Raw genomic sequence first — 26,170 nt, forward strand, 5'->3', positions numbered from 1 at the left:
AGAGAGAAAGTAATGAGCGAAGATATACACAACATGGAGCTGCGTGCAAAACTCACTGGCTATATCTGTACTCAGTATTCCTATTTTGACTATTTGGTTTCAAATGTAATCTGGCACATCCTGAAAATTGATAAACCTGTTGGTATGATAGTTACTGGCGCTATGGATATTCGACCCAAAATCGAAATGGCTATCTCTTTACTAGAACATCATGATATCGAAAACGAAATAAGGTCAACTTTACAAAAGTTCAAGAATAACGCCTCTAAGGAAAACGGATTCATTTCCAAACGAAACAAAATAGTGCACGGCATATTTTCAAGTCGCGAAGGTGATTCTGCGGTTATGGTGGAAGCTCATCGTAAGAAGTCACATAGAGAACGTCATGAAATGGATGTTGAATACATCCAGCAATGCTATGGTGAAATCGTAGCAGCAAATAATGAGCTTGTTCCTCTATTAGAAAGTAGAGGTATTAATGTGCACTAGCGTAGTGCTTGGCAGTATCAGCTAACAAGTCAATCAACTACGCGCCTTCGGCGCCGAACGCAGCAAAGCTGCGCCGGTTATTGAGGTGTTATGCATCTTAGGAGTGCAATGTGACAAAGGAAGTACTCAACTTATTCATGGCAGTCTTTTACATTGCAGTAATGGCTGGCGCTCTAGTTTTCGTTTTCTGGATGGCAATCCAGAAAAGAAAGAATATGGAAAGCATGAAAGGAAACATAAAGCAAAAACTTTTATCATCAGTTTCACTTTCCGCAAAAGACATTACATTAATTGGTCGTAGCTTCGACCTATCCCCTAAAAATAGTCGCGATGTAATTTATAGACTTTATGCTGAAATTGATGAGCCCACAACCTTTTCAGCATTAAAGACATTGGTAGTTGAAATCGAGAAAGAAGAACCCTTTGACGAGCTGCCTGACGAAGTAAAACCATCTCTCTCCAGACTGCTTAAAATTATTGAATCATCACAGGATGACTCAGATAAACATATTCTTCTACCAATAACATCAACGCTAAACAAATACACAGAACTCAAGTCAGAGCAAGAAAAAACAAAGAAACAGACAAACAGAGCATACATAATAACGATTATCAGCTTCGTAGTTGGAGCAATAAGCTTCTACTTTACGCTCAAGTCCCCATCAGATGTTGATATAAAAAGAGCAATGGAGCAGGTTCTAATTGAGCGCTCAGCCACCAACACCAACGAGCCGTAAGCATAACAATTGGTTCAAGTCGTTCGCTTCGCTCACTCGGGACCGGCTAAAACCGGCCCCTTAACCAAATGTTAGAGACTCATCAATGTCCGGCGCTTTTAGTATCAGACTAATGTTCGAGTGGGGCGGAGGTTCCTTGTGGTGCGGCAATGACGCAGCATTAAAAGAGTTTGATGTCGGCCCTATTGAAGACAAATTACCTCTGAGCAATGCAATGCTCGTACGGTTAAACGCATTATCTCAGTGGCACGATACCGCCTTAAATTGGGACTACCCGCCCGATCCAGGCCCTTGGGGCCCCGATGAATGCGAAAAATTTGAAACCGAAGTACTCACTTTTTTATCGGAGCTTCAAACAGAGCTTGGTCCTGAGTTTGAAATCGTTTATGAACCGAGTTATGTGGCCCCTAACTAGTGGTTCAAATCGCTCGCTGGGATGGACTAAAGCCCGCTTCTTGATCAAACATTAGGCAGAAGGAGTCGCCGATGGTTTCTATTAAAAAAATTAAAGCAGGCCAATATGCTGTAGGTGATGGTCGTTTCATCATCAAAGATGGCTCAAGTTGGTATGTTGTTACAGCAGAAGGAAAAGCTGATTTTGGACCACTACCTTCTCTAGCAGCAGGGAAGGAATATGTTAATACAGGCTCAACGCCACTAGGGCACCATAATACTGGTTCAGCATACGGGCGACATCAGAGTAAAAAAGAATTCAATGCATATTTAGCATCGGAAGCGCAAAAAGGAAACTATGGCCCAGCTATCTTATGGATGCTTTTAGTCGGTGTGGTATGTTTATTACTTTATTTGGTTCGCGGTTACTAAAATTATTATTTTAAATATATATTGTTGCCTAAAAGTTGAATTTTGGAACGCTCACCATTGTATTAGCTGCGTCGCCGGGTGAGGGGAGTGATGCAAGGGGACGCAGGGAGACGGTTGTTCAGGGGCAAGATGGTATCGGTCTTTCAGAAAATGACAGGCTGCATCTAGTTGATAGCCCAGTGCCATAAGCGCACCAATCTGGAAAGCGCGATGGAAGCTGGATCAAGGGGCTGGCTGATCGCATAGTCGCGGCCCCCGTGGGCGGCCCATGACGGGCCGCTTTATCGGGTGGCAAGGCATGCTCACCAAAGGGGCCCGCAGGCCCCTGGTGGCGTTAACCCCGTCTGCGCCAGACGGTGAGCTGGGCCAGTGTGTGCTGGTACTTGCGGGCCGTCTCGCGGATCACGAAGGGCACGTCGCTCGGTGTGCCCACCTCCTCAAACTCCGCCGCTAGCAGCCGTTGCAGGGCCTGATGGGTGGTCAGTGCCTCGCCGTTCTCCCGCACCCCGCCGAGCCAGTTGGCCTTGGGGGTGTACTCCTCAAGCCAGGTATAGGGGCTGGTGAGCAGCAGGATGCCGCCCGGGCGCAGGCGCCGGCCTATCTCTTGCAGGAACCGGGCGGGTTCGCGCAGCCGGTCGATGAGGTTTGAGGCCAGCACCAGATCGTAGTGGTCGTACTTGGGCTTGAGGTTGCAGGCGTCCCCCTGGCTAAAATGAATGCGCGCCGCCTGCTCGGCCCCGAGCGCGTGGTCGGCCAGCCGGGCCTGCCGATAGTCCACCAGATCTCCCTCCAGCGGCACGGCGTAGCGGAACCCCTCCTGCCGGGTCATGGCCAGCGCCACGTCGATGAAGCGGGCCGAGTAGTCGACCCCGTCCACGTGCTGGAAGTGGCGGGCCAGCTCGAAGCTGGTGCGGCCCACGGCGCAGCCGATGTCGAGCGCCCGCTGATGGTTGGGGGTAAGCTCGGCCGCCAACGTAGCCAGGGTCTGGCTGTAGTTGGGCACCCCGAAGTGGCTCGGGCCGTAGTGAAAGTCCAGGTACTGGGCCACCAGGGTGTCGGTCTCGTAGGGGTTAATGGTGCGGGCCTCCCGGTGGTGCGACACCAGATAGCGAAAGCCGGCGTGCTGGAAGAAGTGGCGGCGAAACGCATAGCGCGCGGCGGCGATCGCCTCGTTGCCGGTGCTGATCCAGCTGCCCCCCTTCATCAGGTTGTGCTTGCCGTCGAAGGTGGGGGTGGAGAAGTCGTCGTAGAGGGGGTGCACCTTGAACCCCTCATAGCCATCGATGGGGGTACTGGTCCACTGCCAGACGTTGCCCACCAGATCGCAAAACGCCTCTTGCTGGAACCGATCGACCGGGCAGGAGGAGGCCCAGTACTCCAGGTTGAGATTGCCGGGGGCCCTGGGCCAGGTCGGCTGATCCAGCGCGATGCGCTGGCGCAGGTGCATCCACTCGGCTTCGCTTGGCAGCTGCACCGGTAGGCCGGTCACCTCGCTCTTCCAGCGGCAGAAGGCGGCGGCCTCGAGCTGATTGACCTCGACCGGCCAGTCCCACGGCATGTTAACCTCCTCTGTCATCAGGCGCAGCCGCAGGGCCTCGGGGGCCCCCGGATCGCCGACCCAGAAGCTGGGCATGGCGGCGTCGGCAAATTCACGCCAGCCCCACCCCTCGTCGTCCCAGAAGCGGCGCTCGGTATAGCCGCCGGCCTCCACAAAGGCGAAGAATTCGGCGTTGCTCACCAGCAGCCGGCTCGCCTGGAAGGGGGCCAGAGTGATCCGCCGCTCGCCGTACTCGTTGTCCCAGCCGTAGGTGTCATCCCGCTTGCCGAGCACCACCTCGCCGCCGGCCACCGCCAGCAGGGTGTTGGCCGGCACGCTAGTGCGATCGCGCCGGGCCTGAGGGCAGGCGGGCCAGTGGGGCTGGGGGCGTACCCAGGCCAGCGGCAGCTGGCGGATCAGCACGCTCGAGGTCTCCAGATGGATGCGCTCATGCTCTATGCCCATCAGGATGGCCCAGGCCGGGCTCTGCCAGTCTATCGGCAGGGTCAGCGGCATCTGCTCGATGAAGTGGATCACCCGCTCGCGCACCTTGGCGCGGTAGTGGCGCAACGCGCCGACGCTCGGCCAGTCGTAGTGGCGCTCATCGAGATCGTCCCAGCTCATCTCGTCGACCCCGATGGCCACCATGGCTTCGATACGCGGGTCGATGCGCTCGTCGATGAGGCGCGCGGCGATCAGCTTGTTGATGAAGAAGGCGGCGGTGTGGCCGTAGTAGAAGATGAGCGGATGGCGCAGGCGGATCGCCTTGGTGAACCAGGCGCGCTCGTCGGCCAGACAGTCGAACAGGCGCTCGTAGAGCTCGAAGGTCTGGGTGAAGTAGTCGAGCAGCTCGCGGCGCTTCTCTGCCGGGTCGTCGCCGTGCAGCAGTAGGGTTCGGGTCGGGGCGGGCAGGCCGGCGCTCTCGGTGTGCAGGGGGTGGGCGAAGGTCACGGGCACGACTCCTTATGCTCTGGGGGCAACGCCAGTTTATGCGGCCGCCATGACACCGAGGTGTCGGGCTGCCAACCGGCCATGAGAGGGATAGTTAGAGCAATCTAGCCCAAGGTGCGGAGCCTGCCTATCTGTCAGAAAGGTCTTGAAGCGATTGAAAGATGCCTTTTCAATCGCTTTTTTGCGTGGACGATCGCGCCGTGATGGGGGTCATAACTGGTGAGGGGTTCGCAATCCCGTCGGCCAACCTGACACCCATACCGGGAAGGAGAGTGTGTGATGGACAAGCTTGACCACGAGATCGACACCATGCGTCACGAGCTGGAACTTTACAGCCTGAAACAGGCGGAAGAGAAATGGCAGGCTCGCGTTGACGAACTGGCGCGCCAGCGCGCCGAGCAGGAGAAACAGGGCTCGCGCGAGCGCTGATCTCATCCATCATGGTTTTTTTGACGCCGCCACGGCTTGGGCCAAGGCGGCGTTGTTTTGGGTGGCAAGCCCTGTCACCACGCCGGCGCGATCGGCCGTATCCCGGTTCTGGCTCAGCTTGAATTTACCCTCGAGCCGCTCGACTTCAACCTCGATCCCCACCACGGCCGCCAGCATCTGTGCGAGGTAGTCGCGCGGGGCATCGCCCATCCGCCAGGGGCGCGGCATGGCCGCCTCGTGTTCGCGGGTCAGGCGTGCCAGCAGTCGCTGCACGAAGCGCGCATCGTCATGTACCCTGAGCCGCCCATGGGCGTGAGCCACGGCGTAGTTCCAGGTGGGCACCGCCCTGTGGTGTTCGGCTTTACCCGGATACCAGTTGGGAGAGACATACCCCTCGGCGCCGCGAAAAATCACCAGCACCGGGCTGCCGTCCGCCTGCTGCCACAGCAGATTGGCGCGCGCCACATGGGCCAGCAGGTGCAGGGTGTCGCCCCGCTCTTCGATCAGAAACGGCAGGTGGTCGGCATCGAGGGTGTCTTCGTGGCGGCGGATGAGCGCCCCCAGCGGGTGGGTCTGGATGAGTGTGATGAGCGATGCCCGCTCGGCGGCAAAGTGGGGGGGCAGGTACATGGGGCCTCCTTGGCAGATGGCCCCTTTGTAGCATTCGGCCGCTGATCGCCGCCAGTGCCGGCTGCAATCAGCCGAGATCGATGGGGTCGACGTCCACCACCCAGCGCACCCTGCGGGTCTCGGGCCAGGCGTCCAGCTCGCCAATGGCCCACTGCATCAGCTGCGAGAGGGCGCTGCGAGTGGGGGCTTGCAGCATCAACTGCATGCGGAACTTGCCCGCCTTGCGCTCCATCATGCCGGTGAGGGGGCCCACCACCTGCAATCCGGGGAAGCGGGCCAGCCGCAGTGTCTCCGCCAGACGCTGCAAAAAGGCGTGCACCTCGGCCTGACCGGTCGCCTCGGCCTTGAACAGCGCCTGGTGGCTGAAGGGGGGCAGGTTGAGCAGGCGCCGCTCCTTGAGGGCGGTGACGGCGAAGTGGTCGTAGCCGTTTTGGGTCAGATCCTGTAGCAGGGCGTGCTCCGGGTGGTGGCTTTGCAGCACCACCAGCCCCGGCTTGCTGGCGCGGCCGGCCCGGCCGGCCACCTGGGTGTAGAGCTGGGCCAGGCGCTCGGCGGCGCGAAAATCGGCCGAGAAGAGGGCGCCGTCCACGTCGATGAGGCCGACCAGGGTCACGTCGGGGAAGTGGTGCCCCTTGGCGAGGATCTGGGTGCCGATGAGGATCTTGTAACGGCCGCTCTTGATCCCCTCGAGGTGCTGCTCCAGCTCCCCCTTGCGCGCCGTGCTGTCGCTGTCGATGCGCACCACCGGGTAGTGGGGGAACAGGGTGGCCAGCAGCTGCTCGAGCTGCTCGGTGCCGACGCCGGAGCCGATCAGCTCGACGCTGCCGCACTCGGGGCAGGTGTGGGGCAGCGGGCGGATGCTGTCACAGTGGTGGCAGTGCAGGCGCCGGCTGCTCTGGTGCCAGGTATACCAGGCATCACAGCGCTCGCAGGCGGCGCTCCAGCCGCACTGGTGACAGATGAGCGACGAGGCGTAGCCGCGCCGGTTGAGAAACAGCATCACCTGGTTGCCGGCGGCCAGGTGCTCGCCCATCAGCCGTTCGAGCTGGGGCGAGAGGCCGGCTTGCAGCCGGGTGTTCTTGATGTCGAGGATCACCTGGTGCGCCGTGCTGGCGTTGCCGGCACGCCGGGTCAGGCGTAGGTGGTGGTACTTGCCGCTCTGGGCGTTGTGCAGGCTCTCCAGCGACGGAGTGGCCGAGCCGAGCAGCACCGGGATGCCGGCGCGGTGGGCGCGCATCACGGCCAGATCGCGGGCGTGATAGCGAAAGCCGTCCTGCTGCTTGAACGAGGCGTCGTGCTCCTCGTCGATGATGATGAGGCCGAGATCGCGAAACGGGGTGAAGATGGTGGAGCGGGTGCCGATCAGGATGGCGGCGCCGCCGTCGCGGCAGGCGAGCCAGGCATCGAGCCGCTCCCGGTCGTTCATCCCTGAGTGCATCGCCACCACAGGCACGTTGAAGCGGCGCTTGAAGCGGTTGATGGTCTGCGGGGTGAGGCCGATCTCCGGCACCATCACCAGCGCCTGCCGCCCCTCGCGCAGCAAGGGCTCGAGGATGCTTAAGTACACCTCGGTCTTGCCCGAGCCGGTGATCCCCTCGAGCAGGAAGGCGTTGAAGCGCTCACGCTGGCTGGTCACTGCCGAGACCGCCAGCGCCTGCTCGGTATTGAGTTGCAGGGCGCCGTCGCAGGAGAGGTGCTCGGCCCAGTCGGTGGGGTGGGTCGGCTCCAGACTGCGTTTCTCGACCAGCCCCTTCTTCTCCAGCGCCGTCATCGCCGCCGACTGCACCTCCTCCTGACGTAAGGATGAGGGGGTCTGCGGCCCTTTGCGCAGCAGGGCCAGCGCCTGCTGCTGCTTGGGCGCGCGCTTGAGCTCGTTGAGATCGCAGGCCTGCCCCGCTTCGGTGGTGAACCAGAACTCCAGCTCGCGGTAGGCGGCCGGCTCCCCCTTGCGCACCAGCACCGGCAGGGCCACTGCCAGCACTTCGCCGAGCGGGTACTGGTAATAGCCGGCGCCCCACTGCATCAGGGCCAGGATATCGGGGCCGAGCACCGGCCGCTCGTCGAGCACCCGCTTGACCGGCTTGAGCTTCTCCCTGGGCAGGGCGCTCTCGGCCGGGTGCTCGACCACCAGCCCCACCAGAGTCTGCGGGCCAAATGCGACCTCGACCCGGCAGCCGGGTGGGGGCAGGGGATGCGGGGCGAGATAGTCGAAGGGACGGCGCAAGGGAACCGGCACGGCCACCCGCACCAGGCCCTGATTATCGGAGGAATTCACCAAGAGTTGCCTATTTTTTCTGCGAAGACACTTGCCTGAGCTCAGGCGTTTCCTATATTATTCGCTGCCTTTGAAATTGTGTTCAATATTCGTGTGGTGTCCGACCTTTGGCTCGGATAGCGACACGGCCCAAATCATTGAGGTTGTCCATGAAAGCTGGTATCCATCCGGAATACGTAGAAATCACCGCCAAGTGCTCTTGCGGTAACATCATCAAGACTCGCTCCACCGTTGGCAAGGATCTGAACCTGGACGTGTGCTCCGAGTGCCACCCCTTCTACACCGGCAAGCAGAAGGAAGTGTCCAGCGGCGGCCGCGTGGACAAGTTCAACAAGCGTTTCGGTTCCCTGGCTGGCAAGAAGTAAGCCATACCCCGCTTGTAGAAAAAGCGCCCTCTGGGCGCTTTTTTTGTGCCCGGCTTTCCCCTAAGGTGGTGCCATTCACGCGAGGGAGAGCACGATGAAATCCTGTCTGGTCATGGGCGCCGCCGGCTACATCGGCTCCCATCTGGTGCCCTATTTGCAGGCGCATGGCCACGAGGTCATTGCCGCCGCCCGCCACCCCTGCCGCCTGCCTGCGGGCGTCAGCTTCCGTCATGCCGACAGCCTCAACCCCGCGACACTGGGGCCGGCCCTGGCAGGGATAGATACCGTCTTCTATCTGGTGCACGCCATGGGGGCGGGCCCCGGCTTCCACCGCCTCGAGCAGCAGGGCGTGAAGAACTTCGCCGCCGCCGCCCGCGCCGCCGGGGTGCGCCGCATCGTCTATCTCGGGGCAATCCAGCCGGATCGCTGTGAGAGCCGCCATCTCAACTCGCGACGCATCTGTGGCGAGCTGTTTCGTGCCGCCGGGGTGCCGACGGTGGAGCTGCGTGCCGGCATCATCATCGGCCCCGGCTCGGCGGCCTTCGAGGTGATGCGCGATCTGGTGTTCAACCTGCCGATGATGGTCACCCCCAAGTGGGTGCGCTCGCGCACGCCGCCGATCGCCCTCTCCAACCTGCTCCATTACCTCGGCGGGTTGGTCGAGGCCGAGGGGGTCGATGGTACCATCTTCAATGCGGTTGGGCCCGAGTTGCTCAGCTACCAGCAGCAGCTCGAACGTTTTGCCGCCCATATCGGCAAGCGCTGCCCCATCTTTCCCATTCCCTGGCTCACCCCACGCCTGTCGGCCTGGTGGTTGCAGTTTGCCACCTCGGTGCCGCAGCCGGTGGCCAAGGCGCTGGTGGGCGGGCTCAAGCACGACATTCCAGCCGATGGCGGGGCGTTGCAGGCCTTGCTGCCCCAGCGGCTGCTCGGCTTTGACGAGGCGCTCGGTGAGGCGCTGGCCCTGGAGCAGCGTCTCGGCGCCGAGCAGCAAGGGGAGGAGACCCCGCTCGGCCTGCGCTGGCGCCATCCTGAGTACGGTTTTTACGATCGCACCGCCAGCGGCACGGCGCTGGCGCTGGCCTCACCCGAGCAGGTGTGGCAGGTGTTGCAAGGGCTCGGCGGGAAGCGGCGTTACTTCTACATGAACGAACTGTGGACGGTGCGCGAGTGGATGGATCACCTGATAGGCGGCCCGGCCCGCCAGTACGGGCGCAGCGATCCCACCCGGTTTCGCAAGGGCGATCGGCTCGACTCCTGGGAGATCCTCGGGGTGGAGGAGGGGCGCCGGCTCGATCTCTTGTTCAACATGAAGGCGCCCGGGGTGGGGCGGCTGGAGTTCATCATCACCCCCGAGCCCTCGGGGCTGACCCGGCTCAGCGTGACGGCCCACTGGCATCCACAGGGGGCGTGGGGGCTCGGCTACTGGCTGGCGATGTTGCCGTTTCATCTCTTCATCTTTCAGGGGATGACCGAGGCGATCGCCAAACAGGCCGAGCGCCTAGCCGGTGTCGAGGTCTTAGATTGAAGAGGTTGGTTTATACCTCTAAATGGGTGTAATGAGTTAGCTTAATATATCGGCTATATGGGCTCGATTGGTGTATTGCCCATATTATCTGCTGGGCAGCCCCCCCGACTTTTCCTTATGATCCCCCCTCTCGCCGCCTGGCGGCGAGCAACGACGTGCACATTCACCATCGTATCGGGGTTCCCCATGTCCGATCTGCGCCAACAGGCTCTCGACTATCACGCCCTTCCCGTACCGGGGAAGATCGCCATCGAACTCACCAAGCCGGCGGAAACCGCCCGCGATCTGGCGCTGGCCTACAGCCCAGGCGTGGCCGAGCCGGTGCGCGAAATCGCCGCCGATCCCGAGGCCGCCTATCGCTATACCGCCAAGGGTAATCTGGTGGCGGTCATCTCCAACGGCACCGCGATCCTGGGGCTCGGCAATCTGGGGCCGCTCGCCTCCAAGCCGGTGATGGAGGGCAAGGCCCTGCTGTTCAAGCGCTTCGCCGGCATCGATGCCATCGACATCGAGGTCAAGCACGACACCGACCAGGCCTTCATCGACACGGTGGCCGCCATCGCCGACACCTTCGGCGGCATCAATCTGGAAGACATCAAGGCGCCCGAGTGTTTCGCCATCGAGCAGGCGCTGATCGAGCGCTGCGATGTGCCGGTATTCCACGATGATCAGCACGGCACCGCCATTGTCACCGCCGCCGGCCTGCTCAATGCCCTCGAGATCCAAGGCAAGCGCATCGAACAGAGCCGCATCGTCTGCATGGGGGCTGGCGCCGCCGCCATCGCCTGCATGGAGCTGCTGCTGGCCTGTGGTGCCCGACGCGAGCAGATCTTCATGCTCGACCGTCAAGGGGTGATCCACGCCGGGCGCAGCGATCTCAATCCGTACAAGGCGCGTTTTGCCAATGACACCCCGCTGCGCACCCTGCACGAGGCGATCGCGGGGGCCGACGTGTTTGTCGGTGTCTCCGGCCCCAACGTGCTGCCGGCCGATGCAGTGGCCCTGATGGCGCCGAATCCGGTCATCTTCGCCTGCTCCAACCCCGACCCCGAGATCAGCCCCGAGCTGGCCCGCTCGGTTCGTGATGACCTCATCATGGGCACCGGCCGTTCCGACTACCCGAACCAGATCAACAACGTCATCTGCTTCCCCTTCATCTTCCGCGGCGCCCTGGACGTGCGTGCCCGTCGCATCAACGAGGCCATGAAGGTGGCGGCGGTCGAGGCGATCCGTGCCCTGGTCAAGGAGCCGGTGCCGGAGGCTGTGCTGCAGGCCGCCGGGGTCGATGCGCTGGCCTTTGGCCGTGACTATGTGATCCCCAAGCCGATGGATGCCCGTCTGCTGCCGCGGGTTGCCCGCGCCGTGGCACTGGCAGCCGTCGAATCTGGGGTGGCCCGTCTCGCCCTGCCGGACGACTACATGCTGGGCTGATGACAGCGTCGATAAAAAGGGCCGCCATCGCGGCCCTTTTTTATTGGGCGCCGGAGTTACCGGCGCGGCAGGGAGAGGCGAAAACGGGCTCCGCTGCGGCTGGCCACCAGGCTGGCCTCGCCGCCGTGATGGCGGGCGATGCTGCGCACGATGGCAAGGCCCAGCCCGGTGCCGCCGGTGCGGCGATCGCGGCTCTCGTCGAGACGCACGAAGGGCTCGAAGATGTGCTCGGCATGCTGCGGCGCGATGCCGCTGCCGTCGTCTTGTACCTCGATGAGCAGATGGTCTCGCTCGGCGGCGAGGTGCAGCTCGACCCGCTGGGTGGCGTGGCGCAGTGCGTTGCGCAGCAGGTTCTCCACCGCCCGGGTCAGCAGCCGTTCATCGCCACGCCAGGGAAGGGGCTCGCTCGGCCCGCACAGGTGGATCGGTTTGCCCGGACAGAGCGCCTGCCAGTCCGGCAGGTGGCGGCGTGCCCACTCGCCGAGTTCGAGATCGGTTGGGTGCAGCGGCATCTCGGGGCGATCCAGCCTGGCGTAGGTGAGCATCTCGTCGATCAGGGTATCGAGCGCAGCCAGATCCCGCTCCAGCGCCTGCCGATCCGCCTCGGCCGGTGCCGGCTCGAGCAGGGCCAGGCGGTATTGCAGCCGCACCAGCGGGGTGCGTAGCTCGTGGGCGATGGCATCGGTGAGTTGCTTCTTGCCGTTGATGAGCGCCTCGAGCTGCTCGGCCATCAGATCCAGGGTCTGGCCCATGCGTGCCAGGCTGCTGCTGGCCGGCAACCGGCTGCGGGCGCTGAGATCGCCGCGCCCGAGGCGGCGTGCCGTCTGCTCCAGGGTCAGCAGGCCGCGCCAATGGGGGCGCAGCCAGAGCAGGATCGGCAGCGCCAGGGAGAGGCCGAGCAGCAGCAGCAGGCCGATGTCGAGCCAGTGCAGCTCGTGCAGGTAGGAGAGGTAGGGGACGGGGCCGACGATGAGCACCTGATCGCTGCCGGGGATGAGCTGGCGGAAGGTGTCATCCTCCTCGACGATGACGATGTTGCCGCCGCGCAGGAAGTCGAGATCCTCCTCGCCGAGCGGCTGATCGGCCAGCGCCCCCACGTGCAGCGGCAGACTGAGCTGCCGTGACTGCTCGCTCAACCGCTGTGGCCAGGCCGTCTGCGGCTTGTGGGCCAGTTCGCTGGTGAGCAGATCGAGCGAGCCCTGCATCATCCGCTCCAGATAGCGGTTGCCGGCCCGCTCGGCGGTGTCTTTGTAGACCCAGCCGACCAGCACGACCGCCACCATGAAGCAGGCCATCACCAGCAGGTAGAACTTGATGAAGAGGTGGCGCACGGTTTACTCCCAGGCCTGGGGCACCAGCAGGTAGCCGCGCTGGCGCACTGTCTTGATGCGGGTCGGGGCGGCCGGATCGTCGCCAAGCTTGCGGCGCAGGCGGGAGATGGCCACGTCCATGCTGCGATCCAGCCCGTCGTAGTCACGCCCGCGCAGGCTGCGAAACAGGGCGTCACGCCCCATGATCTGGCCGGCGTGGCAGGCCAGCTCCCACAAGAGATCGAAGTCGCTGGTGGAGAGCGGCACGTTCTCCCCGTCCAGGGTCACGGCGCGGGCCGGCCCGTCGATGGTGAGACGGCCGAACTGTAACCGCTGGGATGGGGGCGCGGCCATGGCCGGCGTGGCGATGGCGTTTTGCTGCTGGCGAAACTGCACCCGTAGCCGGGCCAGCAGCACAGGGGGCGGGGTGGTCTTGAGGATGTAGTCGTTGGCGCCGAGCTCCAGGCTGAGGATCTGGTTCATGTCGCTGTCGAGCGAGGTGAGCATGACGATGGGGCCGGCGAAGCGCGGGCGCAGATCCCGGCACAGGGTGAGGCCGTCGCAACCGGGCAACATGATGTCGAGCAGGATCAGGTCGGGCTGCACCTCCTCGACCCGTGCCAGGGCGCGATCACCACGACTCTCGATGATCACCTCCATCTCGTGGCGGGAGAGCCAGCCGGCGATCAGCTGGCCGATGTCGGGATCGTCTTCAACAAACAGGATGCGCTGCATGGGATCTCCATGGGGGAGGACTCCTGCACAGCATACCCGGCTGGTGGCGCGGGGGAAGAGGCGGTTATTAACCCTTGGCCGAACGCATCACCCGGCCGAGCCGGGCGGCGGTAGTGGCCGCATCGGCATTGGGATCGTTGAAGAAGTTGGCCAGCACATCCATCAGCGCCTGCTGGAGCGGGGTCGCTAATACCATGCCTTCGGCCACGCTCGGCAGCAGGTTGCCCTCTTTCTCCGCCTGCGTGAAATCGCGCTGAGAGCGGATGGCGCAGCGATCGAACCCCTTCATGTCCACCTTCGCCAGTGCCGGGATCGACCCCTTAGCCTGATTGAAGCGGGCCTGGACGTCGGGGCGCATGATGAGTTCGGCCAGTTCGCTCTGGGCCTGCATTTGCAGCGGGTCACGCACCTTGAACATGGCGATGGAGTCGATGTTGTAGCTGAAGATGCCCTGGCTGCCGGGGGTGGGCAGGCAGAGGATATCTTCGCCGGGCCGGTAGTCGGCGGCGGTCAGCTCGCCCTTGGTCCAGTCCCCCATGATCTGCATGGCGGCGCCGCCGGTTTCGATCAGGGTGGTCGCCTGGTTCCACTTCAGGCTGACGAAGCTAAGCGGTACGTAGCTGCGCAACTGCTGGAAGCGTTGCAGCACGCGCACCATGTCGGGGCCGGTGAGTACGGCCGGATCGAGCTCGAGCAGCGCCTTGCGATAGAAGTCGCGCCCCCCCTCGCCGAGGGCCACCGCCTCGAACAAGATCGCCAGTTGCCACGGCTCGTTGCCGATAGCGAGGGGGATCACGCCCTGCTGCTTCAGCCGCTCGGCCACCTGGATGAAGCTGGCCCAGTCGGTGGGGGCGGGCAGGCCGGTCTCGGCCAGGCGGCGGCGGTTGATCCAGAGCCAGTTCACCCTGTGGATACCGGTGGGGACGGCTACCAGCGATCCGGTCGGGCTCAGGGTCTGGCGCACCACGGGGGGCATGGCCTGATACCAGCCGAAGTGATCGGCCATGGGGCCGAGATCGCGCAGGAAGCCAAGGCCTGCCCACTCGCGCAGCTCGACTCCCTTGAGGTGGGCGGCCTGGGGAGGATTGGCCGCCAGCGCCCGGCTTTTTAAGACCGTCATGGCGCTCTTGCCGCCGCCGCCCTGGACGGCGAAATCCTGCCACTGGTGCCCTTCGCCCTTCCACGTGGATTTGAGCACCTCGACGGCGCGGGCCTCACCGCCCGAGGTCCACCAATGCTGCACCTCCACCTGGGAGGCATGGCTCGCCGGGATGGCGAGCAGGGTTAAGAGCAGGGGGTACAGCGTGTTTTTCATGATCATTGCCGTGGCAGTGAGAGGGTGGCTTGCAGGCCACCCGTGGGGCGGTTTTCCAGTACCAGATCGCCGCCGTGGGCATGGGCGATGTTACGGGCGATGCCGAGGCCAAGGCCGTTACCGGGTTTTTCGGTATCGAAGCGGTAATAGGGCTCGAAGATGCGCTCGATCTGCTCCTCGGGCAGGCCAGGGCCCTCATCCATGATGAACAGGATCAGCATCTCGTCATCGTCGAGGATGATGATGCGCACCTTCTTGCCGTACTTGATGCCGTTATCGACCAGATTGGCGATGCAGCGCTTGAGGGCCAGCGGTTTGCCCCGGTAGGGGTGCTTGCAGTGCCCCTCTATGGTGAGCCGCTCCTCGCGCAGGTTCAGGCTCTCGGCCAGCTGGTGCAGCATGCCATCGACATCGATCTGCGCCATGTTCTCGTGAATATCGGTGTCTTTGACCGTTTGCAGCGCCCCTTTCACCATCAGCTCCAGCTCATCGAGATCCTTGTTGAACTTGGTGATCTGGGTCTCGTCATCGAGCAGTTCGACCCGCAGCCGCAGCCGGGTGATCGGGGTCTTGAGATCGTGGGAGATGGAGCTAAACAGCAGCTCCCGATCCCCGATGTAGCGCCGGATGCGGTGCTGCATGATGTTGAAGGCGCGGGTCGCGGCGACGATCTCCGAGGCCCCTTCCTCTTTGAGCGAGGGTTGGTCGATGTCTTTGCCGAGGTTGACTGCCGCCTTGGCCAGCCGGCGCAGCGGCCGGGTCTGCCAGCGCACCAGCAGGAAGGTGAAGAAGCAGAGGAACACCGTCATCAGGGCGATAAAGCGCACCTGGTTGGCCGGCATCACGGTGTCATCCAGGGTCATGTAGGGGGCGGGCAGCAGGGCCGCCAGATAGAGCCACTCGCCGCGTTTTATCTCGATCTGGATCACCAGCACCGGCGGGTTGATCGGCTCGAGCGACAGGGTGTAACGGGCCCACGAGGAGGGGAGATCCGCCAGCAGGGTATCGTTGTTGAAGACGTGCAGATCTTCGGGGTGGGAGAAGTTGACCTTGATCGCCATGGTGTCGGAGAGCTTGTTGCCGAGGATGGCCTTCACCTCGCTCAGCACCATGGTCTTGCGCTCGCTGTCGGGGATCGGGTTGATGCGGATCTCCTCTTCGTTGAGCGAGACGAAGAAGCGGCTGCCGCCCATGTTGCGCAGCTGATCCAGCGCGATGTGGCGGTATTGCAGTGGCAGCGACTTGAAAAAACTGACGGTGGAGGCGGCCGACATGGCCAGATTGCGGGTGGTGCTGAGCATCCCATCCAGCTCCCGCTTCTGGATCTGCTGCATCCAGATCCCGGTGAGGATGGTCTGGGAGAGCAGGATCGCCAGCAGCAGCAGGAGCAGCATGCGGGAGAGGAGCGAGCGCGGCACCAGGGCCGACCACCACCGTTTCGCATGCATCGGATCAGGGTTCCTCGTGCACTTCGGCGATCAGCATGTAGCCGCTGCCGCGAATGGTCTTGATGATGCGCGGGCTCTTGCCGTTGTCGCCGAGCTTCTGGCGCAGGCGGCTGATCTGTACGTCGATACCGCGCTCCATCGGCAGACTCTCGCGGCCGCGGGTGGCATCCGAGATGGTGTCGCGATCGAGCACGGCCCCCGGCTGCTGCAAGAACATCGAGAGCAGCATGAAGTCACTGCCGGAGAGATCGAGCCGGCTGCCGTCATCATGGGTCAGCTGGTGGCTCAGGGTGTCGAGCACCCACTCGGCAAAGCGCAGCCGACGTGGCAGCTCTTTCTCCTTGGTCTCCGGCTGGCGGAACTCGGCCCGGCGCAGCAGCGCCTTGATGCGGGCCTGCAACTCGCGCGGGCTGAACGGCTTGGCGATGTAGTCGTCGGCGCCGAGCTCGAGGCCGATCACTCGGTCGGTCTCGTCGGAGGCGGCGGTCAGCATGATGATGGGGACCTGCGAGTCGCGGCGGATCTGCTGGCACAGGGTAAAGCCGTCATCCCCCGGCATCATGATGTCGAGGATGATGAGATCGGGGCTGTGCTGGGTCAGCAGCCGGTGCATCTCGTTGCCTTCGGCGGCGGTAAGAACCTCAAACCCGGCGCGGGTCAGGTACTCGTTGAGCAGCTCCCGGATTTCCTGATCGTCGTCGACGATCAGCAGTTGTTTGCTCAGTGACATAGGTGTGTGCATCCATTTTTTGTGGAGATTGAACCCGGCGGGGGCACAAAAAGCAAGCAAACCGGGCTGTGAGTGTGAATAGCTGGGCACTCCTTGCGCATATCGTGGCGCGAGTGGAAATAAAAAGGGCCGGCTCAATGAGCCGGCCAAGAAGACGCGTGGATCCGCGTGTTGCCACATTCCCGGTGCGCCGTGTCGCGCCCGGGGCGTGAACTCAGAGGCGCTCGAACACGGTGGCGATGCCTTGCCCGAGACCGATGCACATGGTGGCGACCCCCAGGGTGGCGTCCTTCTCCTCCATCAGATGGATGAGGGTGGTGGAGATGCGCGCGCCAGAGCAGCCGAGCGGGTGACCCAGGGCGATGGCGCCGCCGTTGAGGTTCACCTTCTCGTCCACCTGATCCATCAGCCCCAGATCCTTGACGCAGGGCAGCGACTGGGCGGCAAACGCCTCGTTGAGCTCGAACAGATCGATGTCACTCACGCTCAGGCCGGCGCGCTTGAGCGCCTTCTGGGTGGCCGGCACCGGGCCGTACCCCATGATGGCGGCGTCACAGCCGGCGATGGCCATGGCACGCACGCGGGCGCGCGGGGTCAACCCCAGCGCCTTGGCGCGATCCGCGCTCATCACCAGCATGGCGGCGGCGCCGTCGGAGAGCGCCGAGGAGGTGCCGGCGGTGACGGTGCCGTTGACCGGGTCAAACACCGGGCGCAGCTGGCCCAAGGTGTCGACCGTGGTCTCGGGGCGGATCACCTCGTCATAGTCGTAGAAGAAGCGGGCGCCGCTGGCGTCGTGCCCCTCCAGCCCGACGATCTCCTTGGCAAAGCGCCCCTCCAGCGTGGCGGCATGGGCGCGCTGGTGGGAGCGGGCGGCGAAGGCATCCTGCTGGGCACGGCTGATGCCGTGCAGCTTGCCGAGCATCTCGGCGGTCAGCCCCATCATGCCGGAGGCCTTGGCCACGTTGCGCGAGAGGCCGGGGTGGAAGTCGACCCCGTGGCTCATCGGCACGTGCCCCATGTGCTCGACCCCACCGATGATGAAGATGTCGCCGTCACCCACCGCAATGGCGCGCGAGGCGTCGTGCAGCGCCTGCATGGAGGAGCCGCACAACCGGTTGACGGTGACCGCCCCCACCTGTTTTGGGATGCCGGCCAGCAGGGCAGCGTTGCGGGCGATGTTGAAGCCCTGCTCCAGGGTCTGCTGCACGCAGCCCCAGTAGATGTCCTCGATCTCGTTCGGGTCGAGGTTGGGGTTGCGCGTGAGCAGCGAGCTCATCAGGTGGGCCGAGAGCTCCTCGGCACGCACGTTGCGAAAGGCCCCGCCCTTGGACCGGCCCATGGGGGTCCGGATACAGTCGACAATGACTACGTCTTTCATGAATGGGTCTCCGCAATCAGTAGAAGGTCTTGCCCTGGGCCGCCATCTCACGCAGCGTGTCGCTGACGCGATAGAGCGGGCCCAGATCGGCGAACTGGTCGGCCATGGCCACGTAGCGGTCCAGGCCTAGGGTGTCCAGGTAGCGGAACACGCCGCCGCGGAAGGGAGGGAAGCCCAGACCATAGACCAGCGCGATGTCTGCCTCGGCCGGGGTGGCGACTATGCCCTCTTCCAGACAGAGCACCACCTCGTTGATCATGGGGATCATCATGCGGGCGATGATGGTCTCCTTGTCGAACGCCTGCTGCGGCTTGGCGATCGGGGCCAGCAGCTCGTAGGACGCGGCGTCGGCCACCTTCTTCGGCTTGCCCTTCTTGTCGGCCTCGTAGGCGTAGAAGCCCTTGCCGTTCTTCTGACCGAAGCGGCTCGCCTCGTACATCACGTCGATGGCGGTACGCCCCTCTTTGCTCATGCGCGCCGGGAAGCCCTGCGCCATCACGTCACCGGCATGGTGGCCGGTGTCGATGCCGACCACATCCAGCAGGTAGGCGGGGCCCATGGGCCAGCCGAACTCTTTCTCCATCACCTTGTCGACGGCGGCGAAGTCGGCGCCATCGGCGACCAGCTTGTTGAAGCCGAAGAAGTAGGGGAACAGCACCCGGTTGACGAAGAAGCCTGGGCAGTCGCCCACCACCACAGGGGACTTGCCCATGGCGGCGGCGTAGGCCACCACGCGGTTGATGGTGTCCTGCGAGGTTTGTTCGCCGCGGATGATCTCGACCAGGGGCATGCGGTGCACCGGGTTGAAAAAGTGCATGCCGCAGAAGTTCTCGGGGCGCTTGAGGCTCTTGGCCAGCAGCGAGATGGGGATGGTGGAGGTGTTGCTGGCGAGCACGGCGTCGTCGCCGATCACCCCTTCCACTTCACTCAGCACGGCGGCCTTCACTTTCGGGTTCTCGACCACGGCTTCGACCACCACGTCCACATGCTTGACGTTGTCGTAGCTGAGGGTCGGGGTGATGGCAGAGAGCACCTGGCCCATCTTGATGCCGTCGATGCGCCCCTTCTCGAGCTGGCCGTTGAGCAGCTTGGTGGCCTCACCCATGCCGAGCGCCAGCGCCTTCTCGTTGATGTCCTTCATCACCGCCGGGATGCCCTTGCTGGCGGACTGGTAGGCGATGCCGCCCCCCATGATGCCGGCACCGAGCACGGCGGCGTGGCCGGTGGCCTTGCCCGCCTGCTTGGCGGCTTTTTTGGCCAGCGCCTTGATGTGCTGATCATTGAGGAAGATGCCGACCAGCGCCTTGGCCACGTCGGTCTTGGCCAGCTTGATAAAGCCCTGAGCCTCGACGATCAGAGCCTCGTCACGGCCCATACCGGCGGCGGCCTCGACGGTTTTCACCGCCGTCATCGGGGCCGGATAGTGCTTGCCGGCCACGGCAGCGACCATGCCGGCGGCGGTGGTGAAGCTCATCATGGCTTCCAGCTTGGAGAGGCGCAGCGCTCCCTTTTTGGCGGCGCGGCGGCCTGGCCAGTCCAGCTTGCCCGCGATGGCGTCTTTCATCATCTGCACGGCGGCACTATGCAGTGCCTCGGGGGCGACCACGGCATCCACGGCGCCCACCTTGAGGGCGTCAGCGGCACGGTACTCCTTGCCGGTGGTGATCCACTCCAGCGCGTTGTCGGCGCCGATAAGGCGCGGCAGGCGGACTGTGCCACCAAAGCCCGGCATGATGCCGAGTTTGGTCTCGGGCAGGCCGATCTTGGCGCTGCTGTCGGCCAGACGCAGGTCGGTGGCGAGGATGGTTTCGCAGCCACCGCCCAGGGCGTGGCCCTTGATGGCGGACAGGGTCGGCACCGGCAGATCTTCGATGGCGCTGAAGATGTCGTTGGCCTTTTTCAGCCAGCCGAGCAGTTCGGCATCGGGCAGGGCGAACAGCTCGAGGAATTCGGTGATGTCGGCGCCGACGATGAAGGCGTCTTTGCCGGAGGTGAGGATCAGGCCTTTTAGGTCACGTTCTTGTTGTAATGCGGCGATCGCTTCGCTCAGGGAGAGCAGGGTGGCGCGATCAAGCTTGTTGACTGAACCCGGTGCGTCGAACCTGAGCTCGGCAATGCCGTCTTCCAGGTAGCGGACTGACAGGGTATCGCCTTGGTAGATCATGAGGGTCTCCTTGTTCCCAGCGGATAGCGGGGGTGGCTCCTTGTTCTCCCCCTGAGGGGACGTGCCAAATATTGATCCGACCAGAGACAAATTCAACACCTATTTTAAACATTCGTTTAACACCAAATTGGTGTAAAGGCTCTAGTGGCGCGCCCTGTATGAAAACGGCGCCAAAAGGCGCCGTTGCAAAGTTGTGACCGGGATCAACTGGCCAGCTCATCCCGATCGCGAAACTCCTCGAGCACTTCGGGGTTGGCGAGGGCATGGGTGTTCTTCACCGGGCGGTGGTGCACCACCTCGCGCACCGCCAGTTCGACAATCTTGCCGGACTTGGTGCGCGGGATGGCGCTCACCTGAACGATGCGCGCCGGCACGTGGCGCGGCGTGCAGTGGTGCCGCACCTGCTGGCAGATCCGCTCGCGCAGGGGGTCATCCAGCGTCAGGCCATCGCGCAGGCGCACGAACAGCACCACCCGCTCGTCCTGCTGCCACTGCTGGCCGATGACGATGCTCTCTTCCACCTCATCCAGCTGCTCCACGTAGCGGTAGATCTCGCTGGTGCCGATGCGCACGCCGCCCGGGTTGAGGGTGGCATCGGAGCGGCCGTAGAAGCGGATGCCACCGTGCTCGGTCAGTTCGATCCAGTCGCCATGGCACCAGACGTTGTCAAAGCGCTCGAAGTAGGCCGCGTGGTACTTCTCGCCGCTCTCATCGCCCCAGAAGCCGATGGGCTGGGCCGGGAAGGGCTTGGTGCAGACCAGCTCCCCCTTCTCCCCCTGTACCGGCTGCCCCGCTTCGTTGAACACCTGCACCGCGAGGCCGAGCCCGCGTCCTTGGCTCTCACCCCGATAGACGGGACTCATGGGGTTGCCGAGCACGAAGCAAGAGCAGATGTCGGTGCCCCCCGAGATGGAGGCGAGCTGCACATCGGCCTTGATCTGCTGATAGACGTAGTCAAACCCCTCGGGCGAGAGCACGGAGCCGGTGCTGCAAATGAGGCGCAGCTGGGGCAGTGAGTGGGTCTTGATGGGGGCATAACCCTGCTTGTGCAGGGCATCGAGGTATTTGGCCGAGGTGCCGAACAGGGCGACCTGCTCGTCGCGGGCCAGATCCCACAGCACCTTGCCATCGCCATGGAAGGGGGAGCCGTCGTAGAGCACCAGGGTGGCGCCGGAGGCTAGCGCGCTCACCAGCCAGTGCCACATCATCCAGCCGCAGGTGGTGAAGTAGAAGACCCGCTCACCCGGCTTGATGTCGCAGTGCAGCTGGTGCTCCTTGAGGTGTTGCAACAGGGTGCCGCCGATGCCGTGCACGATGCACTTGGGCTGCCCCGTGGTGCCGGAGGAGTAGAGGATGTAGAGCGGATCGTTGAAGGCGCGCTCCACAAAGCGCAGTGGGGGCGCCTCGCCTTGCAGCAGGCTGTGCCAGCCGATCCCGCTGGCAGGAGGGCCGGCAAGGCCGAGCTGCGGGATCTCTACCACCTGGCGCACGCTGTCGATGGCGTCGGCCACCTCGGCCACCTTGTCGCGAATGGGGATGGCCTTGCCACCATAGCGATAACCGTCACAGGCAAACAGCACCACGGGCCGGGTCTGGCCGAAACGCTCGATCACGCTGGCGGCGCCAAAGTCGGGGCTGGTGGAGGTCCAGACCGCCCCCAAACTGGTGGTGGCCAGCATGGCGATCACCGCCTCCGGCACGTTGGGCAGATAGCCGGCGACCACATCCCCCGGCTCGACTCCGACGCTCTGCAACCAATGGGCGACGTGGGCCACCTGACGGGTGAGCTGATGCCAGGTCAGGGTGCGGCGCGAGCCATCCTCGAGGCGGCTGATGATGGCCAGGGCTTCGTCGTCGCGACGCAGCAGGTTTTCGGCAAAGTTGAGCCGGCTGTCGGGGAACCAGCGGGTGCGGGCCATCTCCTGGCGGTTCTCCGCGACGATGTCGCCGAGGCGCCCGACCACGCCGCAGTGCTGCCATACCAGAGGCCAGAAGCGGGTGGTCTTCTCCACCGACCATTGCCACAGCTCTGAATAGTCCTGCAATTGCAGGCCGTGGAAGCGGTTCACCTGTTGCATGAAGTGATACATGTTGGAGTGGCGGAGGGACTCCGGACTCGGTTGCCACAGGCAGGCGCTGTTCATGGTGATCCCTTGATCGACAGGTCTGCGGCTAGTTTATCGATTTGTTTTGTGTTTGTTAACGCTTTGGTTGGGTGGGCGTGCGCGATCGCAAAGCCTCTGCCATGGTCGAGCCGGGGAAACCAAGATGTTATGCTGGGAACATTGTGACAGCCGGAGCCCGATCATGAGCAGCTACAGCCAACTGTTTGCCCGACATATAGAGACCCTCCAGCAGCGAACTCGCGACATCCTGAATCAGCAGGGGCTGGCTGGGTTGGCGATCCACTCCGGCCAGAGTTTGCGGGTGTTCCTCGACGATCAGGATTACCCGTTCAAGGTCAATCCGCACTTCAAGGCCTGGCTGCCGGTGTTGGATAACCCTCATTGCTGGCTGCTGGTGGATGGTCATCGCAAGCCGGTGTTGCTGTTTTACCGCCCGACCGACTTCTGGCACAAGGTGCCGGATCTGCCGAGTGCGTTCTGGGTCGAGCAGTTTGATGTCCGTTTTCTCACCCGCCCTGAGCAGGTAGCGGAGCACCTGCCGGCGCAGCGCGGTGAGTGGGCCTACCTGGGGGGGCATCTCGAGGTGGCCGAGCTGCTCGGTTTCAGCCAGCCCAACCCGGAGGCGGTGCTCAACTACCTGCACTATCACCGTGCCTACAAGACCGACTATGAGCTGGAGTGCCTGCGCGAGGCCAATCGCATCGGGGTACGGGGCCATCTGGCGGCCCGGGATGCCTTCCTGGCCGGCGCCAGTGAGTTCGAGATCAACCTTGCCTACATGAAGGCGGTCGGGCAGGGGAGCGAACAGGCCCCCTACGGCAACATAGTGGCCATCAATGAAAACGCGGCGGTGCTGCACTACACCCACCTCTCCCATCAGCGTATCGCCGATGTGGATCGCCACTCCTTCCTCATCGACGCGGGAGTCGACTTCCACGGCTATGCCTCCGATATCACCCGTACCTGGGCATGGCGGCGTGGTCTGTTTGCCGATCTCATCGCCGCCCTTGAGGTGCAGCAGCAGGAGATCATCGCGACGATGCGGGCTGGCCTGCGCTACACCGAGCTGCACTTGCAGATGCATGGGCGAATCGCTCGCCTGCTGCAACAGTTCGGACTGGTCGATATGTCGGTCGACGGCATGGTGGAGAGCGGGGTGACCGGCAGCTTCTTCCCTCATGGCCTGGGCCATCTGCTGGGGCTGCAGGTACATGATGCCGGCGGTTTCATGCAGGATGAACGCGGTACCCCGCTGGCGGCGCCCGAGGCGCACCCCTTCCTGCGCTGTACCCGCATCATGGAGCCGCGCCAGGTGTTCACTATCGAGCCCGGCCTCTATTTCATCGACAGCCTGTTGCAGACGCTACAGGCGGGTGAACATGGCAAGCAGGTGAACTGGGCGCTGGTCGATGCCTTGCGTTCGTGCGGCGGCATCCGCATCGAGGATAACGTGGTGCTGCATGCCAACGGGGTGGAGAATCTGACCCGTCAGGCCGGCCTGTGAGCGGTTATCCCATCCCGGCCGAGGCGGTGGAGTGGAGCGAGGAGATCAAGAAAAGCCGCTTCATCACCCTGCTGCGGCAGGTCGCCTCTCCCGAACAGGCCAAGGCCTGGATCGCCGAGGTGCGCGCCGCCCATCCGACGGCGCGCCATCACTGCTGGGCTTTTGTGGCCGGGGCGCCGGATGACAGCCAGGCCTATGGCTTCAGTGACGATGGCGAGCCCTCCGGCACCGCCGGCAAGCCGATGCTGGCCCAGTTGATGGGGTCGGGGATCGGCGAGATTGGCGCCGTGGTGGTGCGTTACTATGGTGGCGTGCTGCTGGGCACCGGTGGGCTGGTCAAGGCCTATGGCGGTGGGGTTGGCGCGGCGCTCAAGCTCTTGCCAGTGGCGACCAAGCGCTATATGGTCTCGACCTTTCTTGAGTGCGACTATGGGGATCTTGGCACCATAGAGCACCTGCAAGGGCTCTATGAGGGCGTCACCGAGGCGGCGGAGTATGGCGCCCGGGTTGGCCTGCGGATCCGCTGGCCCAAGGAGCACCTCGCTTCCGTACAGGCCCTTGCCTGTGAACGCAGTCAGGGCCGCATCATGTTGCGCCCTACCGACGCCTAACTCTCTGGAGGATGTAAGCCGGAATGCAGTTTCGGAGTCTTATTCGCATCGTCGGCTTGCTGGTCGGGCTGTTTAGCTCGACCCTGCTCATCCCCGCCGCAGTGGCCTACTTTGCCCGTGATGGGGGGGGCTCCGAGTTTGTCGAGTCTTTCTTCATCTGTCTGGCCATCGGGGCGACACTTTGGCTACCCAACCGCCGCCATAAGAAGGAGCTGCGCGCCCGTGAGGGGTTCCTCATCGTGGTGCTGTTCTGGGTGGTGATCGGCAGTGTGGGGGCCTTGCCCTTTATGCTGGCCGAGATGCCGCGCATGTCGGTGTCGGAGTCCTTCTTTGAGGCCTTCTCCGGTCTGACCACCACGGGGGCGACCGTGCTGACCGGACTCGATGCCCTGCCCAAGGCCTTTCTTCTTTATCGGCAACTGCTGCAATGGTTGGGAGGCATGGGGATCATCGTGCTGGCGGTGGCGGTGCTGCCGATCCTCGGGATCGGTGGTATGCAGCTCTATCGTGCTGAGATCCCTGGGCCGGTCAAGGACAACAAGGTGACGCCACGGATTGCCGAAACGGCCAAGGCGCTATGGATCATTTACCTGCTGCTCACCGTACTGTGCGCCCTGGCATACTGGCTGGCGGGGATGAGCCTGTTTGATGCGGTCTGTCACTCCTTCTCGACCCTGTCCATCGGTGGGTTCTCGACGCATGACGCCAGCATCGGCTTCTTCGACAGCCCAGCCATCAATCTCATCACCGTTGTGTTTTTGCTGCTGGCGAGCATCAACTTTGCCCTGCACTTCATGGTGTTCGCCCACCACCCCATTCGGCTGCAAGATTATCTGCGTGACTCCGAGTTGAAAGTGTTCCTCTGCATTCAGGGCTCTCTCATCCTGATCTGCTCTGTGGTGTTGGTCTCCCACGGCCACTACGCCAACTGGAAGGAGGCGCTCAACCACGCCGTCTTCCAGGCGGTGTCGCTGGGTACGACCACGGGGTATAGCACCACCTCCTATGCGGACTGGCCCTCCTTTTTGCCCATGTTGCTGATGATCTCCTCCTTCATCGGTTGCTGCGCCGGCAGCACCGGGGGGGGCATGAAGGTGATGCGGGTGATGATCCTGTTCATGCAGGGAATGCGCGAACTCAAGCGACTGGTGCACCCACGCGCGGTCTACACCCTCAAGCTCGGGCGCAAGGCGATCTCCGAGCGCATCGTCGAGGCGGTGTGGGGCTTCTTTGCTACCTATATCATCCTGTTCTTCCTGTTCATGCTGGCCCTGCTGATGACCGGTATGAACGAGGTGACGGCCTTCTCGGCGGTGGCGGCGACGCTCACTAACGTGGGGCCGGGTCTGGGAGATGTGGCCTCCAACTTCAGTGGTACCACACCGGCGGCCAAGTGGGTGCTGGTTGCCGCCATGCTGTTCGGTCGTTTGGAAATCTTCACTCTTTTGGTACTGTTTACCCCTGCATTCTGGCGTACTTGAGGTAGCTGATGGACAAGGTTTTGGTGCTTTATTCTTCCCGTGACGGTCAAACCAAGAAGATTGTCGATGTGATGGCCGCAGAGATGCAGGGGTATGAGGTGGTGACGATGGATCTGCATGCCATGCCCAAATGTAACCTCAGTAAGTACAGCAAAGTCTTGATTGGCGCCT

At 63.0% G+C, this 26,170-nt stretch carries 23 protein-coding genes (1 of these 23 cut by a window edge); 12 read left to right on the plus strand and 11 right to left on the minus strand.

The annotated features are described in order from the left end of the window. The first annotated feature begins 12 nt into the window (after positions 1-12). The 4 genes from FE240_RS18310 to FE240_RS18325 all read left to right on the plus strand — a co-directional run bounded on the left by FE240_RS18310 (position 13) and on the right by FE240_RS18325 (position 2,051). On the plus strand, positions 13-489 hold the full coding sequence (locus tag FE240_RS18310) for a hypothetical protein (RefSeq protein WP_042047023.1): 477 nt from the start codon (positions 13-15) through the stop codon (positions 487-489). Positions 490-599: 110 nt separating this feature from the next. Beyond that, the gene (locus FE240_RS18315) at positions 600-1,226 is read left to right on the plus strand and encodes a hypothetical protein (RefSeq protein ID WP_052449465.1); all 627 of its coding nucleotides are present in this window, start codon (positions 600-602) and stop codon (positions 1,224-1,226) included. Between the two features lie 136 nt (positions 1,227-1,362). Continuing rightward, positions 1,363-1,641 (plus strand): hypothetical protein, encoded by a 279-nt coding sequence (locus tag FE240_RS18320; RefSeq protein ID WP_198133131.1) that lies wholly within the window; start codon positions 1,363-1,365, stop codon positions 1,639-1,641. Between the two features lie 71 nt (positions 1,642-1,712). After that, a complete protein-coding gene (locus FE240_RS18325; RefSeq protein ID WP_084214681.1) occupies positions 1,713-2,051 on the plus strand; it encodes a hypothetical protein in 339 nt (112 codons plus the stop codon). A gap of 334 nt (positions 2,052-2,385) precedes the next feature. On the opposite strand, the gene ovoA is transcribed toward FE240_RS18325, so the two are convergent. Then, complete coding sequence (gene ovoA, locus FE240_RS18330; RefSeq protein WP_193002858.1) at positions 2,386-4,539, minus strand: 5-histidylcysteine sulfoxide synthase; 2,154 nt, start codon at positions 4,537-4,539, stop codon at positions 2,386-2,388. Between the two features lie 279 nt (positions 4,540-4,818). Here ovoA and FE240_RS18335 point away from each other — a divergent pair, with 279 nt between their 5' ends. After that, positions 4,819-4,968: a hypothetical protein gene (locus tag FE240_RS18335; protein ID WP_193002859.1), complete on the plus strand. Its 150-nt coding sequence runs from the start codon at positions 4,819-4,821 to the stop codon at positions 4,966-4,968. A 9-nt stretch (positions 4,969-4,977) separates the two neighbouring features. On the opposite strand, the gene FE240_RS18340 is transcribed toward FE240_RS18335, so the two are convergent. Then, on the minus strand, positions 4,978-5,598 hold the full coding sequence (locus tag FE240_RS18340) for an FMN-binding negative transcriptional regulator (RefSeq protein WP_042045844.1): 621 nt from the start codon (positions 5,596-5,598) through the stop codon (positions 4,978-4,980). 67 nt (positions 5,599-5,665) lie between these two features. Then, positions 5,666-7,873, minus strand: coding sequence for a primosomal protein N' (priA, locus tag FE240_RS18345; protein ID WP_042045845.1), 2,208 nt, complete (start codon positions 7,871-7,873; stop codon positions 5,666-5,668). Positions 7,874-8,022: 149 nt separating this feature from the next. Between priA and rpmE the strand changes: the two genes are divergently transcribed. From rpmE to FE240_RS18360, 3 genes are all read left to right on the plus strand, one after another. Continuing rightward, positions 8,023-8,238, plus strand: coding sequence for a 50S ribosomal protein L31 (gene rpmE / locus FE240_RS18350; RefSeq protein WP_042045846.1), 216 nt, complete (start codon positions 8,023-8,025; stop codon positions 8,236-8,238). Between the two features lie 94 nt (positions 8,239-8,332). Further along, the gene (locus tag FE240_RS18355; RefSeq protein WP_042045848.1) at positions 8,333-9,766 is read left to right on the plus strand and encodes a DUF2867 domain-containing protein; all 1,434 of its coding nucleotides are present in this window, start codon (positions 8,333-8,335) and stop codon (positions 9,764-9,766) included. 186 nt (positions 9,767-9,952) lie between these two features. Further along, a complete protein-coding gene (locus tag FE240_RS18360) occupies positions 9,953-11,197 on the plus strand; it encodes a malic enzyme-like NAD(P)-binding protein (RefSeq protein ID WP_042045849.1) in 1,245 nt (414 codons plus the stop codon). A 56-nt stretch (positions 11,198-11,253) separates the two neighbouring features. On the opposite strand, the gene rstB is transcribed toward FE240_RS18360, so the two are convergent. The 8 genes from rstB to FE240_RS18400 all read right to left on the minus strand — a co-directional run bounded on the left by rstB (position 11,254) and on the right by FE240_RS18400 (position 22,421). Next, positions 11,254-12,528: a two-component system sensor histidine kinase RstB gene (gene rstB, locus FE240_RS18365; RefSeq protein WP_193002860.1), complete on the minus strand. Its 1,275-nt coding sequence runs from the start codon at positions 12,526-12,528 to the stop codon at positions 11,254-11,256. A 3-nt stretch (positions 12,529-12,531) separates the two neighbouring features. After that, positions 12,532-13,242 carry a two-component system response regulator RstA gene (gene rstA / locus FE240_RS18370; RefSeq protein WP_042045851.1) on the minus strand — a complete coding sequence of 237 codons (711 nt, stop codon included), beginning with the start codon at positions 13,240-13,242 and terminating at the stop codon, positions 12,532-12,534. A 67-nt stretch (positions 13,243-13,309) separates the two neighbouring features. Continuing rightward, complete coding sequence (locus tag FE240_RS18375; protein WP_042045852.1) at positions 13,310-14,557, minus strand: ABC transporter substrate-binding protein; 1,248 nt, start codon at positions 14,555-14,557, stop codon at positions 13,310-13,312. A gap of 2 nt (positions 14,558-14,559) precedes the next feature. Further along, positions 14,560-16,005, minus strand: a complete 1,446-nt coding sequence (locus FE240_RS18380; protein WP_042045853.1) for an ATP-binding protein — start codon at positions 16,003-16,005, stop codon at positions 14,560-14,562. 4 nt (positions 16,006-16,009) lie between these two features. Beyond that, the gene (locus FE240_RS18385; RefSeq protein ID WP_042045854.1) at positions 16,010-16,735 is read right to left on the minus strand and encodes a response regulator; all 726 of its coding nucleotides are present in this window, start codon (positions 16,733-16,735) and stop codon (positions 16,010-16,012) included. A 214-nt stretch (positions 16,736-16,949) separates the two neighbouring features. Further along, the gene (fadA, locus tag FE240_RS18390) at positions 16,950-18,113 is read right to left on the minus strand and encodes an acetyl-CoA C-acyltransferase FadA (RefSeq protein ID WP_042045855.1); all 1,164 of its coding nucleotides are present in this window, start codon (positions 18,111-18,113) and stop codon (positions 16,950-16,952) included. 16 nt (positions 18,114-18,129) lie between these two features. Further along, positions 18,130-20,277, minus strand: coding sequence for a fatty acid oxidation complex subunit alpha FadB (fadB, locus tag FE240_RS18395; protein ID WP_042045857.1), 2,148 nt, complete (start codon positions 20,275-20,277; stop codon positions 18,130-18,132). Positions 20,278-20,480: 203 nt separating this feature from the next. Next, on the minus strand, positions 20,481-22,421 hold the full coding sequence (locus FE240_RS18400) for an acetoacetate--CoA ligase (RefSeq protein ID WP_042045858.1): 1,941 nt from the start codon (positions 22,419-22,421) through the stop codon (positions 20,481-20,483). Between the two features lie 163 nt (positions 22,422-22,584). On the opposite strand from FE240_RS18400, the gene pepQ reads away from it, so the two are divergent. The 4 genes in view from pepQ to hemG are tightly spaced (at most 23 nt apart) and all read left to right on the plus strand, a layout consistent with a single transcriptional unit that may run on beyond the window. Then, positions 22,585-23,907, plus strand: coding sequence for a Xaa-Pro dipeptidase (gene pepQ / locus FE240_RS18405; protein WP_042045859.1), 1,323 nt, complete (start codon positions 22,585-22,587; stop codon positions 23,905-23,907). Continuing rightward, the gene (locus FE240_RS18410) at positions 23,904-24,518 is read left to right on the plus strand and encodes a YigZ family protein (protein ID WP_042045860.1); all 615 of its coding nucleotides are present in this window, start codon (positions 23,904-23,906) and stop codon (positions 24,516-24,518) included. Before pepQ ends, FE240_RS18410 begins: the two co-directional genes overlap by 4 nt. A gap of 23 nt (positions 24,519-24,541) precedes the next feature. Next, positions 24,542-25,999 (plus strand): TrkH family potassium uptake protein, encoded by a 1,458-nt coding sequence (locus FE240_RS18415; protein WP_042045861.1) that lies wholly within the window; start codon positions 24,542-24,544, stop codon positions 25,997-25,999. 8 nt (positions 26,000-26,007) lie between these two features. Continuing rightward, positions 26,008-26,170 carry the beginning of a menaquinone-dependent protoporphyrinogen IX dehydrogenase gene (gene hemG, locus FE240_RS18420; protein WP_042045863.1) on the plus strand. Its footprint extends 362 nt past the window's final position, so only the first 163 of its 525 coding nucleotides appear in the window; the start codon lies at positions 26,008-26,010; the stop codon falls past the right edge of the window.

It is taken from the genome of Aeromonas simiae (genome assembly GCF_014892695.1).
GTDB classification, from domain to species: domain Bacteria; phylum Pseudomonadota; class Gammaproteobacteria; order Enterobacterales; family Aeromonadaceae; genus Aeromonas; species Aeromonas simiae.

Excerpts from the sequence above, each read along its gene's own strand:
- FE240_RS18310 (WP_042047023.1), top strand. The coding sequence starts at position 13 with ATGAGCGAAGATATACACAACATGGAGCTGCGTGCAAAACTCACTGGC.
- FE240_RS18335 (WP_193002859.1), top strand. The coding sequence starts at position 4,819 with ATGGACAAGCTTGACCACGAGATCGACACCATGCGTCACGAGCTGGAA.
- fadA (WP_042045855.1), bottom strand. The coding sequence starts at position 18,113 with ATGAAAGACGTAGTCATTGTCGACTGTATCCGGACCCCCATGGGCCGG.
- FE240_RS18325 (WP_084214681.1), top strand. The coding sequence starts at position 1,713 with ATGGTTTCTATTAAAAAAATTAAAGCAGGCCAATATGCTGTAGGTGAT.
- FE240_RS18385 (WP_042045854.1), bottom strand. The coding sequence starts at position 16,735 with ATGTCACTGAGCAAACAACTGCTGATCGTCGACGACGATCAGGAAATC.
- FE240_RS18355 (WP_042045848.1), top strand. The coding sequence starts at position 8,333 with ATGAAATCCTGTCTGGTCATGGGCGCCGCCGGCTACATCGGCTCCCAT.
- FE240_RS18375 (WP_042045852.1), bottom strand. The coding sequence starts at position 14,557 with ATGAAAAACACGCTGTACCCCCTGCTCTTAACCCTGCTCGCCATCCCG.
- FE240_RS18360 (WP_042045849.1), top strand. The coding sequence starts at position 9,953 with ATGTCCGATCTGCGCCAACAGGCTCTCGACTATCACGCCCTTCCCGTA.
- FE240_RS18415 (WP_042045861.1), top strand. The coding sequence starts at position 24,542 with ATGCAGTTTCGGAGTCTTATTCGCATCGTCGGCTTGCTGGTCGGGCTG.
- rpmE (WP_042045846.1), top strand. The coding sequence starts at position 8,023 with ATGAAAGCTGGTATCCATCCGGAATACGTAGAAATCACCGCCAAGTGC.
- FE240_RS18400 (WP_042045858.1), bottom strand. The coding sequence starts at position 22,421 with ATGAACAGCGCCTGCCTGTGGCAACCGAGTCCGGAGTCCCTCCGCCAC.
- FE240_RS18340 (WP_042045844.1), bottom strand. The coding sequence starts at position 5,598 with ATGTACCTGCCCCCCCACTTTGCCGCCGAGCGGGCATCGCTCATCACA.
- fadB (WP_042045857.1), bottom strand. The coding sequence starts at position 20,277 with ATGATCTACCAAGGCGATACCCTGTCAGTCCGCTACCTGGAAGACGGC.
- rstA (WP_042045851.1), bottom strand. The coding sequence starts at position 13,242 with ATGCAGCGCATCCTGTTTGTTGAAGACGATCCCGACATCGGCCAGCTG.
- FE240_RS18380 (WP_042045853.1), bottom strand. The coding sequence starts at position 16,005 with ATGCATGCGAAACGGTGGTGGTCGGCCCTGGTGCCGCGCTCGCTCCTC.
- pepQ (WP_042045859.1), top strand. The coding sequence starts at position 22,585 with ATGAGCAGCTACAGCCAACTGTTTGCCCGACATATAGAGACCCTCCAG.